This window comes from Rhizobium esperanzae (assembly GCF_014197615.1).
Taxonomy (GTDB): Bacteria; Pseudomonadota; Alphaproteobacteria; order Rhizobiales; family Rhizobiaceae; genus Rhizobium; species Rhizobium esperanzae_A.
The window spans coordinates 23912-39094 of sequence record NZ_JACIFY010000010.1 but is presented as its reverse complement, the minus strand read 5'-3'; the positions used below and the strand labels follow the sequence as shown (position 1 = coordinate 39094).

The 15183-nt window shown below is 58.8% G+C and carries 17 protein-coding genes; 9 read left to right on the top strand and 8 right to left on the bottom strand.

Going from position 1 to position 15183, the window contains the following annotated elements:
• Positions 1-14: 14 nt before the first annotated feature.
• The 3 genes from plsX to GGD57_RS14755 form a co-directional block, all read right to left on the bottom strand.
• On the bottom strand, positions 15-1061 hold the full coding sequence (gene plsX, locus GGD57_RS14765; protein ID WP_085736826.1) for a phosphate acyltransferase PlsX: 1047 nt from the start codon (positions 1059-1061) through the stop codon (positions 15-17).
• Between the two features lie 98 nt (positions 1062-1159).
• On the bottom strand, positions 1160-1714 hold the full coding sequence (locus GGD57_RS14760; RefSeq protein ID WP_184470925.1) for a YceD family protein: 555 nt from the start codon (positions 1712-1714) through the stop codon (positions 1160-1162).
• Between the two features lie 11 nt (positions 1715-1725).
• On the bottom strand, positions 1726-2316 hold the full coding sequence (locus GGD57_RS14755) for a ubiquinol-cytochrome C chaperone family protein (protein WP_184470923.1): 591 nt from the start codon (positions 2314-2316) through the stop codon (positions 1726-1728).
• Positions 2317-2503: 187 nt separating this feature from the next.
• On the opposite strand from GGD57_RS14755, the gene GGD57_RS14750 reads away from it, so the two are divergent.
• Positions 2504-3037, top strand: coding sequence for an outer membrane protein assembly factor BamE (locus GGD57_RS14750; RefSeq protein ID WP_085736825.1), 534 nt, complete (start codon positions 2504-2506; stop codon positions 3035-3037).
• A gap of 212 nt (positions 3038-3249) precedes the next feature.
• On the opposite strand, the gene GGD57_RS14745 is transcribed toward GGD57_RS14750, so the two are convergent.
• The 4 genes from GGD57_RS14745 to GGD57_RS14730 all read right to left on the bottom strand — a co-directional run bounded on the left by GGD57_RS14745 (position 3250) and on the right by GGD57_RS14730 (position 6741).
• On the bottom strand, positions 3250-5388 hold the full coding sequence (locus GGD57_RS14745) for a sodium-translocating pyrophosphatase (RefSeq protein ID WP_184470921.1): 2139 nt from the start codon (positions 5386-5388) through the stop codon (positions 3250-3252).
• A gap of 198 nt (positions 5389-5586) precedes the next feature.
• Positions 5587-6069, bottom strand: coding sequence for a transcription antitermination factor NusB (gene nusB, locus GGD57_RS14740; RefSeq protein ID WP_010068697.1), 483 nt, complete (start codon positions 6067-6069; stop codon positions 5587-5589).
• Positions 6070-6072: 3 nt separating this feature from the next.
• On the bottom strand, positions 6073-6528 hold the full coding sequence (gene ribH, locus GGD57_RS14735) for a 6,7-dimethyl-8-ribityllumazine synthase (RefSeq protein ID WP_004674116.1): 456 nt from the start codon (positions 6526-6528) through the stop codon (positions 6073-6075).
• Positions 6529-6531: 3 nt separating this feature from the next.
• Positions 6532-6741, bottom strand: coding sequence for a hypothetical protein (locus GGD57_RS14730; RefSeq protein WP_184470919.1), 210 nt, complete (start codon positions 6739-6741; stop codon positions 6532-6534).
• Positions 6742-6873: 132 nt separating this feature from the next.
• Here GGD57_RS14730 and GGD57_RS14725 point away from each other — a divergent pair, with 132 nt between their 5' ends.
• The 6 genes from GGD57_RS14725 (at position 6874) to GGD57_RS14700 (ending at position 11426) form a co-directional block, all read left to right on the top strand.
• A complete protein-coding gene (locus tag GGD57_RS14725) occupies positions 6874-7233 on the top strand; it encodes a hypothetical protein (protein ID WP_184470917.1) in 360 nt (119 codons plus the stop codon).
• 201 nt (positions 7234-7434) lie between these two features.
• Positions 7435-7929, top strand: coding sequence for a cupin domain-containing protein (locus GGD57_RS14720; RefSeq protein WP_184470915.1), 495 nt, complete (start codon positions 7435-7437; stop codon positions 7927-7929).
• 25 nt (positions 7930-7954) lie between these two features.
• Positions 7955-8470 carry a GNAT family N-acetyltransferase gene (locus GGD57_RS14715; protein WP_184470913.1) on the top strand — a complete coding sequence of 172 codons (516 nt, stop codon included), beginning with the start codon at positions 7955-7957 and terminating at the stop codon, positions 8468-8470.
• Positions 8471-8765: 295 nt separating this feature from the next.
• Positions 8766-9629 carry a glycosyltransferase family 2 protein gene (locus GGD57_RS14710; protein WP_432443363.1) on the top strand — a complete coding sequence of 288 codons (864 nt, stop codon included), beginning with the start codon at positions 8766-8768 and terminating at the stop codon, positions 9627-9629.
• A gap of 43 nt (positions 9630-9672) precedes the next feature.
• Complete coding sequence (locus GGD57_RS14705; protein ID WP_184470909.1) at positions 9673-10434, top strand: class I SAM-dependent methyltransferase; 762 nt, start codon at positions 9673-9675, stop codon at positions 10432-10434.
• Positions 10435-10436: 2 nt separating this feature from the next.
• Positions 10437-11426 (top strand): fatty acid desaturase family protein, encoded by a 990-nt coding sequence (locus GGD57_RS14700; RefSeq protein ID WP_184470907.1) that lies wholly within the window; start codon positions 10437-10439, stop codon positions 11424-11426.
• Positions 11427-11466: 40 nt separating this feature from the next.
• Here GGD57_RS14700 and GGD57_RS14695 read toward each other — a convergent pair whose 3' ends face one another.
• Positions 11467-12300, bottom strand: a complete 834-nt coding sequence (locus GGD57_RS14695) for an FkbM family methyltransferase (protein ID WP_184470905.1) — start codon at positions 12298-12300, stop codon at positions 11467-11469.
• A gap of 314 nt (positions 12301-12614) precedes the next feature.
• Between GGD57_RS14695 and GGD57_RS14690 the strand changes: the two genes are divergently transcribed.
• Positions 12615-13796 carry an ATP-grasp domain-containing protein gene (locus GGD57_RS14690; RefSeq protein WP_184470903.1) on the top strand — a complete coding sequence of 394 codons (1182 nt, stop codon included), beginning with the start codon at positions 12615-12617 and terminating at the stop codon, positions 13794-13796.
• Complete coding sequence (locus GGD57_RS14685; RefSeq protein WP_184470901.1) at positions 13793-15007, top strand: Gfo/Idh/MocA family protein; 1215 nt, start codon at positions 13793-13795, stop codon at positions 15005-15007. The genes GGD57_RS14690 and GGD57_RS14685 overlap by 4 nt, the downstream gene beginning before the upstream one ends.
• Positions 15008-15183: the final 176 nt, after the last annotated feature.

Sequence of the window (15183 nt, the reverse complement as noted above, 5' to 3'; positions counted from 1 at the left end):
TTGAACCCCATCGCTCATGCAGCTTCCGGGCCCATCGGGGGCAGCCGCTTGGCATGATATTTCTTAAGATCGTTTTCTATTTTCTGATTGAGGCCGTTCTTGGCCATGTCGTAGCCGACTTCGATGGCGGCTGCGATGCCTTCGGCATTCGCCCCGCCATGGCTCTTGATGACGATGCCGTTCAGGCCGAGAAATACGCCGCCATTGACCTTGCTCGGATCGAGCTTCTCGCGAAGCAGATCAAAGGCGCTTTTGGCGAAGAGATAGCCGATACGGGCAAGCAGCGTGCGCGACATGGCGGCACGCAGATATTCGCCGATCTGCTTGGCGGTGCCTTCGGCAGTCTTCAGCGCGATATTGCCGGAAAATCCTTCGGTGACGACGACGTCGACCGTGCCCTTGCCGAGGTCGTTGCCCTCGACGAAGCCGGAATATTCGAGCGAGTCGATGTTCGCCTCGCGCAACAACCGGCCGGCCTCCTTGACCTCTTCCTGGCCCTTCATCTCCTCGACGCCGACATTCAGCAAGCCGACCGTCGGACGTTCGACCTCGAACAGCGCACGCGCCATGGCGCCACCCATCAAGGCAAAATCCATCAGCTGCTGGGCATCGGCGCCGATCGTCGCGCCGACGTCGAGCACGATGCTCTCACCCTTCAGCGTCGGCCAGATCGCGGCGATCGCCGGGCGCTCGATATTGGCCATGGTGCGAAGACAGAACTTCGCCATCGCCATCAGCGCGCCGGTATTGCCGGCCGAGACCGCAACATCGGCCTCCCCCGTCTTCACCGCCTCGATCGAACGCCACATGGTGGAGATGTAGCGGCCGCGGCGCAGCGCCTGGCTCGGCTTCTCATCCATGCCGACGGCGAGCTCGCAGTCGTGGAAGAGCGATTTTTCCTTGAGTTTCGGAAACCTGGCGAGAACCGGATCGCACTGTTCCTTGAGACCATAGAAAACGAAGGAAATATCCGGATGCCGATCCAACGCCTTGGCGGCGCCGGGGATGACAACCTGGGGACCAAAGTCGCCACCCATGAGGTCGAGAGATATTCTGATCACGCGTCTCTGATCCTTCTTTTCGCCGAGGGCGAAATTTCGGCCAAAATACCGGTTTTGGCGTCGCTTACAACTGAATTATATCAAATGCCAGAGACGCTTCAGTCCTTTTTCCAATCTTTGAGAGCAGCGAAAGCCGAGGGCTTTTTGTCGTTCTCGCCGCTATCCTCGATATGGCCTGCGAATTCGATGCCCTCCTTGCGCGGATAGGGATCGATCGCGAGAGCGGCAAATTCGGCAACCACCTCGCCTGCATCGATCGTATCGCCGACAAAGGTCTCCGGCAGATCGGGGCCGTCGGGATCGAGCAACATCTCGCCGGCGTCGTTGCCGGGCTGGCGGGCAAGCTTGGAGCCCTCCGGCACGAAGATCTGCTCGAAGCTCTCGTCGATGGCGGATTCGACCGGTTCCAGCGTCACGACGCAGGACTGGACGATCTTCGCCTGAACGCGGCCCTTGATGCGCACACCGTCGCGCTTCCAGCGGGCAATCTGCAGATCGGCGCTCAGATCGTCGACGGAGACGACGCTCCAGCTTTTGGCGAGCGCCTTCAATTCGTTGGCGTCGGCCTCGACATGGACCTCGACGGGGTTGGCCGAGATATGGCCGACCTTGACGTGATAGGAGAAGGGAACATCGTCCCGATCGTTCTTCATCGTTTCCTCCTTCAGGCAACCGGTGGCAGCGTTGCCGTACCGGTGGCGATCACCTCTTCGGCGAGGGCCGACAGATGCGATTCAGCCGCCATCATCCATCCGGCGAGGCCGGCCATATCGGCCGGTGCGGCGGTTTCGGGGTAGATATTGCGTTGAAGAGCGAGAGCGAGCGCTTCGGCATCGCCTGCGTCCATCGCCTTCGAATAGGCTTCGAGCCGGCCATAAAACATGCCGGCAAGCTTCTTCATGCGCTTCGGCACGCTGTTATCACCGATGCCGAGTTCGCGGATCGAATAGTCGATATCCTGGAAGAAAGCGTCGACGATCTCCTGGGCGATCTCCTGGCCGCTGGTGGCAGAGCTGCGCGTGCGGCGAAAAAACAGAATCATGGCGATCGACAGCATCTCGAAACGGCCCATGACCGTATCGGGCACATTGAGCCGCTCATAGATCTCCGGCATGCGCGCGGCCGCCGTCAGCGCCGCATATTGCCTGTCGACGATTGCCTGATTGTTGTTTTTCTTACGGAAGAGCCCGAAGATCATTGTTTTTTCCGGAAATGCCTCATTCTTCACGCCGGCTGGCCTCTGGCCTTGTTGCATGATTTCGAAAGCTGGTTTACCGAAGCAGGCGCGAATTGCAATGCCGATCGTGGCCAGTTTCGGGACGACGCCTTCGATGCGTCGGCGAAGCGAATTCGGGATATTCGACCCGGAATGGCCACAATGGTTTTGCAGGAGGTAAGCGTGCAAGGCCCAGAATGGCTGCTATCGATACTCAAGGGAGTAGATGTCGTTGAAGAAACGGTATTTCAAGTCTGACGTGAAATTCTTCAGCAGTGCGGCCATTGCCTTGATAATCGCCTCCACATCAGCCCTTTCCGGTTGCCAGACCAGCACCGTGCTCAATGGTGGATATGTCGCCGACCAGCAGTCGCTGAACCTCGTTCCGGAAGGCTCGAGCCGCGAGCAGGTGCTGCTTTCGCTCGGCACCCCATCGACGACGGCGACCTTCGACGGCGAAGTCTTCTATTACATCTCGCAACGGCGCACCCGTGCCGTCGCCTTCCAGAAGCTGAAGGTCGTCGACCAGAGCGTTCTGGCGATCTATTTCGACAAGGACGGCGTTGTGAGCCGCCGCGCCAATTACACGCTGCAGGACGGCAAGGTATTCGACACGATCGGACGCGTCACGCCGACCGGCGGCAAGGAACTCACCTTCCTGCAGCAGATGCTTTCCGGCGGCAGCGCCGCGAGCGCGGCCCGCAGCCTGTTCGGCGGCGGCGCCGGCGGCACGCCGCAGAACCCGAGCAGCCTGCGCTGAGCCAACACGCCTCGCTACGAAAAACCCGCCGGATCGCTCCGGCGGGTTTTTTATTGGACGTGATTTCGGCTCGGGAGATTGCCGATGCCGGCCCCATCCGCCTTATGCTGCAACCTCTCCGTCCCTCTCCCACGTCTCGCAGGGCACGTCCCCTCTCCCCGTTTTTACGGGGAGAGGGTTAGTGTGAGGGGCTGCGCTCCGCTGCCGCGGCATCAACCAGCGAGAACGGCAAGCAGCAGAAGTGCGACGATGTTGGTGATCTTGATCGCCGGGTTGACGGCCGGGCCGGCGGTATCCTTGTAGGGATCGCCGACGGTATCGCCGGTGACGGAGGCCTTGTGTGCATCCGAACCCTTCATGTGACGCATGCCGTCCTTATCGACGAAACCGTCCTCGAAGCTCTTCTTGGCATTGTCCCACGCGCCGCCGCCAGATGTCATCGAGATGGCGACGAAGAGGCCGTTGATGATGACGCCGAGCAGCGATGCGCCGAGCGCAGCAAAGGCCGAGGCCTTGGAACCGGAGATGAGCAGCACGCCGAAATAGACGACGATGGGCGCCAGCACCGGCAACAGCGACGGCACGATCATCTCGCGGATCGCCGCCTTGGTCAGAAGGTCGACGGCCTTGCCGTAATCCGGCTTTTCCGTGCCCTGCATGATGCCCGGCTTTTCCTTGAACTGACGGCGGACTTCCTCGACGATCGCGCCGGCCGCGCGGCCGACGGCGGTCATTGCAATGCCGCCGAAGAGGTAGGGAACGAGACCGCCGAAGATCAATCCCGCCACCACATAGGGGTTGGAAAGATCAAAGGAGATGTCGCCTATGCCGGCGAAATAAGGGAATTTGTCGCCATTCGCCGCAAAATATTTCAGGTCGTAGGAGTAGGCTGCGAAGAGAACCAGTGCGCCGAGACCGGCCGAACCGATGGCATAACCCTTGGTGACGGCTTTGGTCGTGTTACCGACAGCATCGAGCGCATCCGTGGATTTGCGCACCTCCGGCGGCAGATGCGACATTTCGGCGATACCGCCGGCATTGTCCGTCACCGGTCCGAACGCGTCGAGCGCGACGATCATCCCGGCAATGCCCAGCATCGCGGTGACCGCAATGCCGGTGCCGAAAAGGCCGCCGAGCTGGTAGGTGGTGAGAATGCCGCCAACGATGACGATCGCCGGCAGCGCCGTCGATTCCAGCGAAACGGCCAGGCCCTGGATGACATTGGTGCCGTGACCGGTGACCGAAGCCTGGGCGATCGAGACGACCGGACGCTTGCCGGTGCCGGTATAATATTCCGTGATCACCACGATCAGCGCGGTGACGACGAGGCCGACGACGCCGCAGAAGAACAGGTGCGTGCCCGAAATGTCGACGCCTCCGATCGCGCCGAGCGAGCCCCAGCCGACCGTCAGCGAGGTGGCGGCGCCAAGACCGATGATCGACAGCAGGCCGGTGACGATGAGACCCTTGTAGAGGGCGCCCATGATCGAGCCGTTCGAACCGAGCTTGACGAAGAAACTGCCGATGATCGAGGTGATGATGCAGGCGCCGCAGATCGCCAGCGGATAGATCATCGCGGACTGGAGGATCGGCGCACCGGCAAAGAAGATCGCGGCAAGGACCATGGTGGCGACGACGGAAACCGCATAGGTCTCGAAAAGGTCGGCGGCCATGCCGGCGCAGTCGCCGACATTGTCGCCGACGTTATCGGCAATCGTTGCCGGGTTGCGCGGATCGTCCTCGGGAATGCCGGCTTCCACCTTACCGACGAGGTCGCCGCCGACATCGGCGCCCTTGGTGAAGATGCCGCCGCCGAGACGGGCGAAGATCGAGATCAGCGAAGCGCCGAAGCCGAGCGCCACCAGCGCATCGATGACTTCGCGCGAGCCGCTCTCATGGCCGAGGCCGACGGTCAGAATGGTATAGTAGATGGAGACGCCGAGCAGTGCGAGGCCGGCCACCAGCATGCCGGTGATCGCACCCGACTTGAAGGCGATGTCGAGGCCGGCGGAGAGGCTGGCGGAAGCCGCCTGGGCGGTGCGCACATTGGCGCGAACGGAGACGTGCATGCCGATAAAGCCGGCAGCACCTGATAGTATGGCGCCGATCAGGAAGCCGATGGCGGCCTCGGCGGAAAGAAGCAGCCAGGCTGCGATGAAAACGACAACGCCGACAAGGGCAATGGTTCTGTACTGGCGCGTCAGATAGGCTTGAGCGCCTTCGCGGATATAACCCGCGATCTCCTGCATGCGGCTGTTGCCCTGATCGGCGGCAAGCACCGACCGGGTTGCCCAGGCGGCATAAACCACCGAGAGCAGACCGCATGCAATTACGCATAAAAGAATGGTCATTTCGCTCTTTCCTCCCATAGGCCGGAGCTCACTCCTTCTCCGGCAGATACGCCGCCGACTCGCCTTCCTCTCCACAGAAATGCCACAGCTAAGCGGTGCGGAGATTGCGTGGTCGATCACGTGGCGTCAAGACCGCAACGGGCGAAAACCGTTGCAGTGCGAAGAAAGACTTAGGGAGATTGTTTGGCGGCTAAAGACTTATTTCTTCGCCTCGCCGCGGACCTGCTTGGCGATGCGGTCGAGCACGGCGTTGACGAGCTTCGGCTCGTCGTCCTCGAAAAAGGCCTGAGCGATCTCGACATATTCGGTGACGATGACCGCCACCGGGACGTCCTTGCGGTCGGTGATCTCGAAGACGCCGGCGCGCAGGATGGCGCGCACGGTGCTGTCGAGACGCGACAGGGCCCAATCATCCTGCAGGGCTGCGGCAATCAGCGGATCGAGACGAACCTGATCGCGCACGACACCGGACACGATGGAACGGAACCAGGCGGCATCGGCCTTCAGATAGGTCGCGCCGTCGAGTTCCTGGCCAAGACGGTGCGCCTCGTATTCGGCGACGATCTCCAGAACGCCGGTGCCGCCGACATCCATCTGATAAAGCGCCTGAACGGCAGCAAGGCGGGCTGCGCCCCGCTGGTTCGCAGTCTTGACCGGCCGTTCCGTCTTGTCGTCGTTCATTCTTTATGCACCCAGTTTCTGCTTCAGCTCGATCATGGTCAGAGCTGCGCGAGCGGCAAATCCGCCCTTGTCCTTGTCCGAGCGGCGTGCGCGCGCCCATGCCTGTTCGTCGTTTTCGACGGTCAGGATGCCGTTGCCGATAGCAAGGGACTCGCTGACCGCAAGATCCATCAAAGCGCGCGAGGATTCGTTCGACACGATATCGAAGTGATAGGTCTCGCCGCGAATGACCATGCCGAGCGCGACATAGCCGTCATAATGCGTTCCGCCATTGTCGTCTCCATCGAGCGACATGGCAATCGCTGCCGGAATTTCCAGTGCGCCGGGAACGGTGACGACCTCAAAGGTGGCGCCGGCCTCCTGCAACGCGAAGGTCGCGCCTTCGAGCAGGGCATCGGCCATGTCGTCGTAGAAGCGGGCTTCAACGATCAAAATATGGGGAGCGGTCTCTCTCGGCATGGTTCACCTTCGTTTTGTGGGGCGTTTTCCACTCGGCAGCCCGCGGTCAAAACATGCCTTCATCAGAATGGCAAGCACTTTCGGCCGATGCCGCAACGCCAATGAAGAAATATCCGCAAGGGGATAACCGCGCCACGCCTGCGTCACCGGGCAAGCATCTGAAACCCGCTTTTCCGGATGCCTGGAAAACGGCAATTCGAAGGCCGTTTTCATGAACAATTCTTAATGGTTTTTCAGTGGCTTAACCCATTGAATCGCGAAAGGGCGAACGCCAATTCCATATCGTGACGCAGACGATCCCCTGCAAAGACAGCCGACCGTCAAAGCAGATGAAAGGATACCATCATGAATCGCGTTGTCACCCTCACCATCGCAGCCGCCCTCTCCTCTCTGACATTTGCCGGCGTCGGCCGGGCCGAAAGCCTCGGAATGAACACCACCCAAGGCATCGAGCAGACACTCCGGACCTTCCAGGGCAATGATTTCAATGTCGAGCAGGTCCACAACTGGCGCAACCTCGACGACGAAAGCACCGGTCCGCGCTCGGCGCCGGAACGGTCCGGCCAGGCAGTGCGTGGCATTCAGGCCTCGATCGACGCCAACAGGTCGCTCGCCCACCGTCTCAACAATGAAGGCGTCGACGTCCGCAACGTCGTCAATGCCGAGCAGGCAGCCGATGGCAGCCTGACCTTCTATGTCCGCTGACGGCTTCAGCGCATCCCGGAAAATCGAAACCGATCTTGCGGGATGCGTGGGGTGAACGGAATCGAGCGTCTGGCGTCCTATCCGACGTGCGGCGCTCACAGCATGGGCGGCGGTCTCCTCTCCGCCCATGCCGGGGATTTCCGAGACAGGCATTGAATTTTCCTCAAATGATGGCTTCTCTTGTGGCAACAGGAGGACATCATGACGACGGAACAGAAGGCGGTGATCAATATCGCCGGTCTCGAGCTCGACCACTGGAAACAGGGCGAGTTCTATGAAAGCGCCGACACCTCGTTCGGCACGCTTCTCGGCCTGGCCGGTCTCGGCGTCAGCTACAACGAAGTGCCGCCGGGCAAATCGGGCTGCCCTTTCCACAATCATCATGTCGAAGACGAGCTTTTCTATGTGATTGCGGGCGCCGGCGAATATCGCTTCGGCGACGAGCGCCATCCGATCAAGGCAGGCGACGTGCTTGGCGCACCGGCCGGCGGAGCGGAAACGGCGCACCAGATCGTCAACACCGGCACCGCCACCCTCGTCTATCTCGGCATCTCGACGATGGCGAAGACCGAGATCGTCGAATATCCCGATTCCGGAAAGTTCCTTGCCAAGACCAACCGAAAGGCCGGGCGCTTCCGCCATATCGGACGGCTGGAAGGCGACCTCGACTATTGGGACGGTGAACCCGGCGCCTGAGGGCGCGATTCCATAAGGATCCGATATGACCGATATTCCGAGCCTCGAAACGGAGCGGCTGACGCTTCGCCCTCACCATCTCGATGATTTCGAGGCGCATGCAGCCCTATGGGCGGACGAGGACGTCGTGCGCTTCATCAGCGGCGTGGCCTCGACGCGGGAACAGAGCTGGAGCCGCATGCTGCGCCTGGCCGGCATGTGGCACCATATGGGCTTCGGCTTCCTCGCAATCATCGAGAAAGCGAGCAGCCGCTTCATCGGCGAAGCGGGCTTCATGGAATCCCGCCGGGAGATGACCCCATCGATCGAGGGAACGATGGAGCTCGGCTGGGCGCTCATGCCCTCAGCGCACGGCCGCGGCTACGCCACCGAGGCGCTGACCGCCCTGATCGGCTGGGCGGAGGCTCATTTCCCGGGAAAACCCATGAGCTGCATCATCAGCCCTGAGAATCACGCCTCGTTGCGGGTCGCAGCGAAACTCGGCTTTCGCGAGACGGTGCGCACGCAGTATAATGGGGAAATCATTCAGTTCGCGCGATAGGAATTCCGGCAAGCGGGAACACGGGTCAGAGTTCCACCGCACCGGCCCGATGCTCGTGGAACGCAGTTGCGAATGCCCGAGGGCGTGCCACGTTTCTCCGAGAAAGTATCTATTTATCGGGCGAGATCCGCGGCCTATTTTGCCGCTTGTGCCTCTCCCTCTCCGCAAGCCTCGCGTAACGCCCGCATTCTATGGTCATGGCAAGCGGTCTGCTTCGGTCCTTCGGAGGGCCGATCCCCGCTCTCTCAGGCGGACGTCAGGGAGGTGCCTCAGGAGGAGAAAACATTTGCCGCGCGTGTCGATCTGTATACCGGCCTACAAGCCTGATTTCTTTGAACTCGCTCTGAAGAGCGCAATCGCCCAAAGTTATACCGATGTCGAGATCATCGTCTCGGACGATTGCCCGACGGATGCCATCGCGAAGATCTGCGACAAATATTCAGGTTTTGTAAAATATAGCCGCAACCCGGATCCCGCCGAGTACAAAAACGTCATGCGCCTCGCCGGGCTCGCCAGCGGCGAGTACATCAAATATCTCTTCGACGATGACATCCTCCATCCGTTCTGCATTCAATATCTGCTCCAGGCACTTGAAGCGACGCAGGGCAGAGGCACGAAGCTCGCGTTTTCCCCACGCTATTTCATCGACGAGCGGAATCAGATTACGAATCTCGGCAACGGCTTGATGGTCGAAGGCTCTCTGAAGGTGATCGAAGGCCGCGACTTCATACGCATCACTGCCGTCAAGCATCACAATCTGCTTGGCGAGTTCTCGTCGGTGTTGTTGAGAGCTGCCGATTGCTTCGATGAGAACGGCCGCTTCAGTCTTTTCAAGGTCGTCGACGGCATAATTTCCGGGCCGCTCGATCTTTCCTCCTGGGTCGGGCTTTCCCTACGCGGGGCGATCGTCGGGCATCCCATGCCTCTCTCATATTTTCGCCAGCACTCCAATTCACAGTCCAACCCGGCAGCCAACCGCTATTTCATCTACTCGATCACTTATTACGAGGAAGTGCTGGATCTCGCGATCGAGAAAGGCTTCCTGCAGCCCTCCGAGCTGCCCGTGGCTTATCGAAACCTCGTTAATCACTATTCTTACTGGAGAGGATCGTTCCCGGAACTCGATGAACGGATCGCTCGCATCAGCACGCGTCTCTGAGTTTCATGTAGGCACAATAGAAATCGCAAAGGATCAAATAACAATGGATGGAATCACGGGATCGGGGATGCAGAAGCTCATTGAAAGTGCGGCGGAGTTACGCTCCGCGCTTGCCGCGAAATCGGGAATTTACGAACTGAAATTACGCGCGCTTTTGGAACTCGCCGATGAATTGAAGATCGCGAAAGAGTATATCGCCAGCCTGCCGCCGATTGAAATCGGCAGCATCACGCTTGTCGACCAGGTTGTCTTGGTGCTGCTCGCCAAGATCGTGACGCCCAGCAAAATCATCGAGATCGGCACGTACAAGGGTTTTACCACGCGCCTTTTCATAGAAAACACGCCGGAAGACTGCAACGTGGTCTCCATCGACCTGCCGAAGGGCCTTACGGCGCATCTAGCCGAGACCGACGAGCGTAGCGCCTTGTCGTCCGCCGAGCAGAATGACGACTATCTCCGCAAGCGCCAGGAAATCGACGGCGAGGCCTATCTCGCGTCAATCACAGAGGCGCAAAGGAAGCGCCTCGCGCTCGTCAAGGAAGACTCGACAACAATCAATTTCAAGGAGGCATTCCAGTCGGCCGAGATGATCTTCATCGATGGCGGACATGAGCACCAGATCATCCGGGCGGATACGGAAAATGCATTCGGCATTGTCAAACGCGGCGTCATCGTCTGGCATGACTACAATTCTAAGATCCACGGGGACGTCACCGAGTATTTGGCGGAGTTCTCGAAATCGCAGATGGTCTTCCATGTCGCAAACAGCCTTGTGGCATTTGCGTTGATCAACATAGAGCTCTAATCATGAGTGCTAGCGAGATCAAAATCGGCAGCTTGTTGACGAAGGACGAGTTCCGAGAACTCACGGCATCAAACGACCGGATCGCTTATTCCCACCTTGCCCTCAGGATCAGCATCCATGCCGGCCTGCTTTTCGCGATGGTCCGCGCATGGGAAGGCGGCTATCCCGCGCTTGCTTTCGTGGCCTTTTATCTTAACGCCGTCCTATGGCAGTTCGCCGGCTATGCCGGCATCGGCCATGAGCTGTTTCACAAGAAGGTCTTCAGCAGGAAGTGGCTGAACACATTGCTCTTCAAGCTGTTTTCCTATGTGACCTGGAACAATCCGAGCTACTTTGAAAAAAGCCATCAGTTCCACCACGCTTCCACATTCCATGAGGATGACAGCGAGATCTATCGCGACTTTCCTCTCGACTTTCTGGGCGCCGCGCGTCTCGTCCTATTTGATTATCAAAACCTTTGTAGGCGGATCCTGTACGCGCTCTGCAATGCCTTTGGCTACGAAGCGTATTTCGGCAACGGCATGCGATTGAAAGCGATGCCCGCCGAGCGGCATGCGGCTCAACCCGATGCGATCGCCATGCTTGCGCTCAACACCATCTGCCTGGGGTTGTTTTTCCTGGCCACGCGGTCGCCTGCCCTGACGTTCATGTTTTTCATCACACCGTTCGCCGGGTCGCTCCCAAATCGTGTTCTGGCGCTGGCGCAGCACCTCGGTCTTGAAGATCACAAGGACGAGAGCGCGCTTCTTTTTTCAAGAACAGTCAATCTGCCGGCACCGATTGCATTCTTCTATGCCAACATGAATTACCACGCCGAGCACCACTTGTTGCCGTCCGTGCCCTACTACAATTTGCCGAAGCTGCATGATATTCTGAATGCCAAGTTCAAAATGGAGCGCGAGGAAAAGGAATTCGGCTATCTCTTCACCCGGGACTTCTGGGGCTCGGTGGGAGCATCGGCAAGATTGGAAGGCAATGCCGTGTCTGAATGACAGGCTGGAGCGCTTGTCGCGCTCCAGCCTGTCGGCGCAATCAGCCTTTGGGCGTCAAGACGATGAAGCGCATCACGTTTGGCCGTCCCTCGGAGCAAATGAGGTAACGGTTGTCGTCAGTGAAATCGTTCAACTCCGGAAATTGCGTCAGATCCCTGATGACTGGCGCAATGAATTTGACGTTGAATAGCGCTGAAGCCGAGGTGAGGAAACGAGTGTACTTGTCCCAGAAACCCTCCACCCAGTTGTGAACCTCGATGACAATCGTCGCCCGTTTCAATGCCGATAAGGAGTAATCGTCAAAGATTTCGAACTCCGCACCTTCGGCGTCAATGAGGATAAGTGTTTTAGCCAGATCTAGCGGGCTGAGCTTTTCGTGAAACAGCCTGTCTGCGGCGCCGAATATTTCGATCCTGTCCGACACGGAATTCGCCTCTGCGTTCGATGCAATGGTGCGCTGCCCCTCCTCGCTCAGCTCAAAGCAGACGGCGTTTTTCGCCCGACCCGAGCGAACCATGCCGATAGCGTAATATCCATCGGCGGCGCCGACATCGACGAAGTTCTCAACGGCACCCAATCTTTCGGAGAACAGGAAATCCAGTACTTCCTTCTCATAGAGGCCCAAGAGCATTGATCCGAAGTCGCCACCGCCCCACCAGTTGTTCTTCGCAAGCGACAGCCCTTTGAACGGGCCGTATTTCACGACCCCACCAAGCAGATCGTAGATCTCAGACGACACGCGTCTTCTGCGCTGAAGAATCGTTTCCGCGCGCCATTGCTCCCGCATCTCCATTGTTGCTCGGGACTGCCGTTCGAACACCTTCTGGAAGAATATACGCTCGCCTTCGATCAGATCGGGCAGTTTTTCATTCATTGCGCGGTGTCTCTTTTCGCAGCTGCAGTCGGCATCTCTGGCCGATGCGGATGTTGGAATCACGGCAGAAAATGTATGAGATGGCAATCGGCTTAACAAGACGATCCGTCTCCTTCCCACAAACAACTCACCTCCAAGCGGCAAGCCTCGGGTAACGCCCACGTCCTATGACTCTCAATATCGCGTTCGTTTCCAGTCTCTCATATTGAAAACGGACGCTGACAGACTGCGCACCCTCTATCGAGCTGTGCGCTCCAGTAGGCCAATGTGCAGCGCATCCAACCAATCCGGGGATGTGTGGAACGGATTTGAGAATGACCAAAAGAGCATTGCTCGTCGGCAGCAACTTCAGTGCAGTTCCCCTTCTATTCGCCTTGAAAAGACGCGACTTCCATATTTCCGTTTGTGGGAACAGACAGGACGAACCCTGCCACGCGCATGCGGATCACTCGCATTCCATCGACTACAGCGATCCAAACGCCTTGCTCGCCCTCGCCGAGAACGGCGATTTCGATTTCATCGTGCCGACAGGCAATGACGTTGCCTATATGTCGACCACCTTCGTTGCCGAAAAACTCGGCTTTCCGCGCTTCGATTCGATGAAAACCGCGACCATCATTCACACGAAGCAGGCGTTCCGCAACTTTACAGAGCAGCACGATATCCCTGCCCCGCGTTCGGTGCGCCTGCATGGCGACTCGCCGGTCGAGACCGATGCGCTGCGCTATCCGCTGCTGGTAAAACCAAGCGACAGTTTCAGCGGTCGTGGCGTCACGAAGGTTTTCGACCGGACAGAACTTGCCGACGCCATCGCCGATGCCCGGCGAAACTCGCGCACGGCCGAGATCGTTATCGAGGAATTTATCGAAGGTAGCCTGCACAGCCATTCCGCCTTCATCAAGGATCAGGAGATCGTTTTCGACGTCTTCGTCGACGAATATTGCACGGTTTATCCATACCAGGTCGATTCATCGAACCATCCCTCGCGCCTTTCCGAAAACATCCGATCGAAGACGCGGGCCATTATGGCGCGCGTCGTCAAGCTGCTCGGATTGCAGGACGGCCTCATTCATACGCAGTTCCTGTCGAAAGGCGACGATGTCTGGATCGTCGAATGCATGCGGCGCTGCCCAGGCGATCTTTACGGCTCGCTTGTCGATCAGTCTCTCGGCATCGATTATGCCGATCTCGTCATAACGCTGCTGCTGGGCGAGGAATTTTCGGTCAATCCGCGCTTCAATCCGCCGTTGTTTTTTGGGCGCCACACCATCACCTCCGACACGCCCTCGACGCCGTTTTCCTTCTCGCATTCCATTCCATCACCCGATGTCCGCATCGCGCAACTCAAGACCACCGGCAAGCCGATGAATTCGGCACCGCTAGACAAGCTCGCTATCCTCTACGCCCGTTTCGAGACGCGAGACGAAATGCTGAAGGTGGCGCCGGAGTTCAAAACATTCATTTCGCTCCAAACGATGCAAGGAGATCTCGCATGACCCGCTCAAGCCAGGGAGTACCAGAGAAGCTGCGCCTCGCTTTTCTAGGCGGTGCCGTTAATTCCGCTGTGGGTCGCGCTCATCGCGATGCGATCGAGCTTGATCAGAAATTTGATCTTGTCGCCGGCTGCTTCAGCCGCCATGACGACGTCAATCGCGAGACAGCGCGGCAGTATCGCGTTTTGCCGGAACGCTGCCACGCCGACTTCGATACCTTGCTCTCGAAAGAGGCCGGCAACGTCGACGCCCTCGTCGTGCTTACGCCGACGCAGCAGCATACGAAGCAGGTTGTCGCCGCACTAGAGGCTGGTATTGCAGTGATCTCGGAAAAAGCCCTGGCCGGCTCGAGCGCAGAGGCGCGCCTGATCGAGAATGCTCGGCGTAACGAGGCATTTTTGGCCGTAACCTACAACTATACGGGATACCCCATGCTCCGCGAAATCCGCAGCATGGTCGAGCACGGTGTTTTCGGCGAATTGCAACAGATCCATATAGAGATGCCGCAGGAAAGCTTCCTCCGTTTCCGCCGTGACGGGAAGCCGATGACGCCACAGGATTGGCGCCTGCACGATGGCGCCGTGCCCACGGTTTCGCTCGATCTCGGCGTTCATGTGCACTCGCTGCTTCATTTCCTCACGCGGCGGGAGCCGGAAGAGGTCTGCGCAACCGGCCAGAGTTTCGGTAACTTCCCGCAGGTGCTCGACAATGTGCAGGCGCTCGTGCGCTGCGCCGGCGGCCTGCATTGCAGCATGTGGTACGGCAAGACCGCACTCGGGCAACGCAATGGACTGCGTGTGCGGCTCTACGGCTCCAAGGCATCGATCGAATGGCTTCAGGAAACTCCCGAGGTTGCCTATTTTTACGATTGCAACGGCCGCAAGCAGATTCTCGATCGCGCCAGCCCGGATATCATGATCGCTAACGATATCCGCTACGAGCGGTTCAAGGCGGGCCATCCCTCGGGCTTCATCGAAGCCTTCGCCAATTATTATGCCGATCTCGCCGACGCCCTATTGCAGCGCAAGAGCACTATAGCACGCCTGCCCCATCCCTACGTGCTCGGACTCGCGGAGGCGGAGGAAGGACTGCGGCTGCTGGAAGCGATCGAGCGCTCGCGGCTTGAAAACCGCTGGGTCGAGATTGAGCCGCAAGGCGTCCGGCGCCCGGTGACGGAGCGGATCGAAATCCAAGCTCCGCAACTGGCGCTTTAATCTGGCATTTATGAGGTAACGAAGACGGCGTGATCGATGGTCACACCGCTTTCTTGTGAGCTGCCACCAGCAATGCGCCGGGTCGCGATTTCTTATCCGGCAGGCAGAGCTGGCGCTTGCTGAAAATTGAGTCGGCTTAACCGAGCAAACCGCGCCGATGGCATTGTGCTTGGTCG

Bases quoted from the DNA above. Each gene is read 5' to 3' on its own strand.
- GGD57_RS14760 (WP_184470925.1), bottom strand. From the start codon at position 1,714: ATGAAGAACGATCGGGACGATGTTCCCTTCTCCTATCACGTCAAGGTC.
- GGD57_RS14755 (WP_184470923.1), bottom strand. From the start codon at position 2,316: ATGCAACAAGGCCAGAGGCCAGCCGGCGTGAAGAATGAGGCATTTCCG.
- GGD57_RS14750 (WP_085736825.1), top strand. From the start codon at position 2,504: ATGTCGTTGAAGAAACGGTATTTCAAGTCTGACGTGAAATTCTTCAGC.
- GGD57_RS14745 (WP_184470921.1), bottom strand. From the start codon at position 5,388: ATGACCATTCTTTTATGCGTAATTGCATGCGGTCTGCTCTCGGTGGTT.
- nusB (WP_010068697.1), bottom strand. From the start codon at position 6,069: ATGAACGACGACAAGACGGAACGGCCGGTCAAGACTGCGAACCAGCGG.
- ribH (WP_004674116.1), bottom strand. From the start codon at position 6,528: ATGCCGAGAGAGACCGCTCCCCATATTTTGATCGTTGAAGCCCGCTTC.
- GGD57_RS14730 (WP_184470919.1), bottom strand. From the start codon at position 6,741: ATGAAAACGGCCTTCGAATTGCCGTTTTCCAGGCATCCGGAAAAGCGG.
- GGD57_RS14725 (WP_184470917.1), top strand. From the start codon at position 6,874: ATGAATCGCGTTGTCACCCTCACCATCGCAGCCGCCCTCTCCTCTCTG.
- GGD57_RS14720 (WP_184470915.1), top strand. From the start codon at position 7,435: ATGACGACGGAACAGAAGGCGGTGATCAATATCGCCGGTCTCGAGCTC.
- GGD57_RS14715 (WP_184470913.1), top strand. From the start codon at position 7,955: ATGACCGATATTCCGAGCCTCGAAACGGAGCGGCTGACGCTTCGCCCT.
- GGD57_RS14705 (WP_184470909.1), top strand. From the start codon at position 9,673: ATGGATGGAATCACGGGATCGGGGATGCAGAAGCTCATTGAAAGTGCG.
- GGD57_RS14700 (WP_184470907.1), top strand. From the start codon at position 10,437: ATGAGTGCTAGCGAGATCAAAATCGGCAGCTTGTTGACGAAGGACGAG.
- GGD57_RS14695 (WP_184470905.1), bottom strand. From the start codon at position 12,300: ATGAATGAAAAACTGCCCGATCTGATCGAAGGCGAGCGTATATTCTTC.
- GGD57_RS14690 (WP_184470903.1), top strand. From the start codon at position 12,615: ATGACCAAAAGAGCATTGCTCGTCGGCAGCAACTTCAGTGCAGTTCCC.
- GGD57_RS14685 (WP_184470901.1), top strand. From the start codon at position 13,793: ATGACCCGCTCAAGCCAGGGAGTACCAGAGAAGCTGCGCCTCGCTTTT.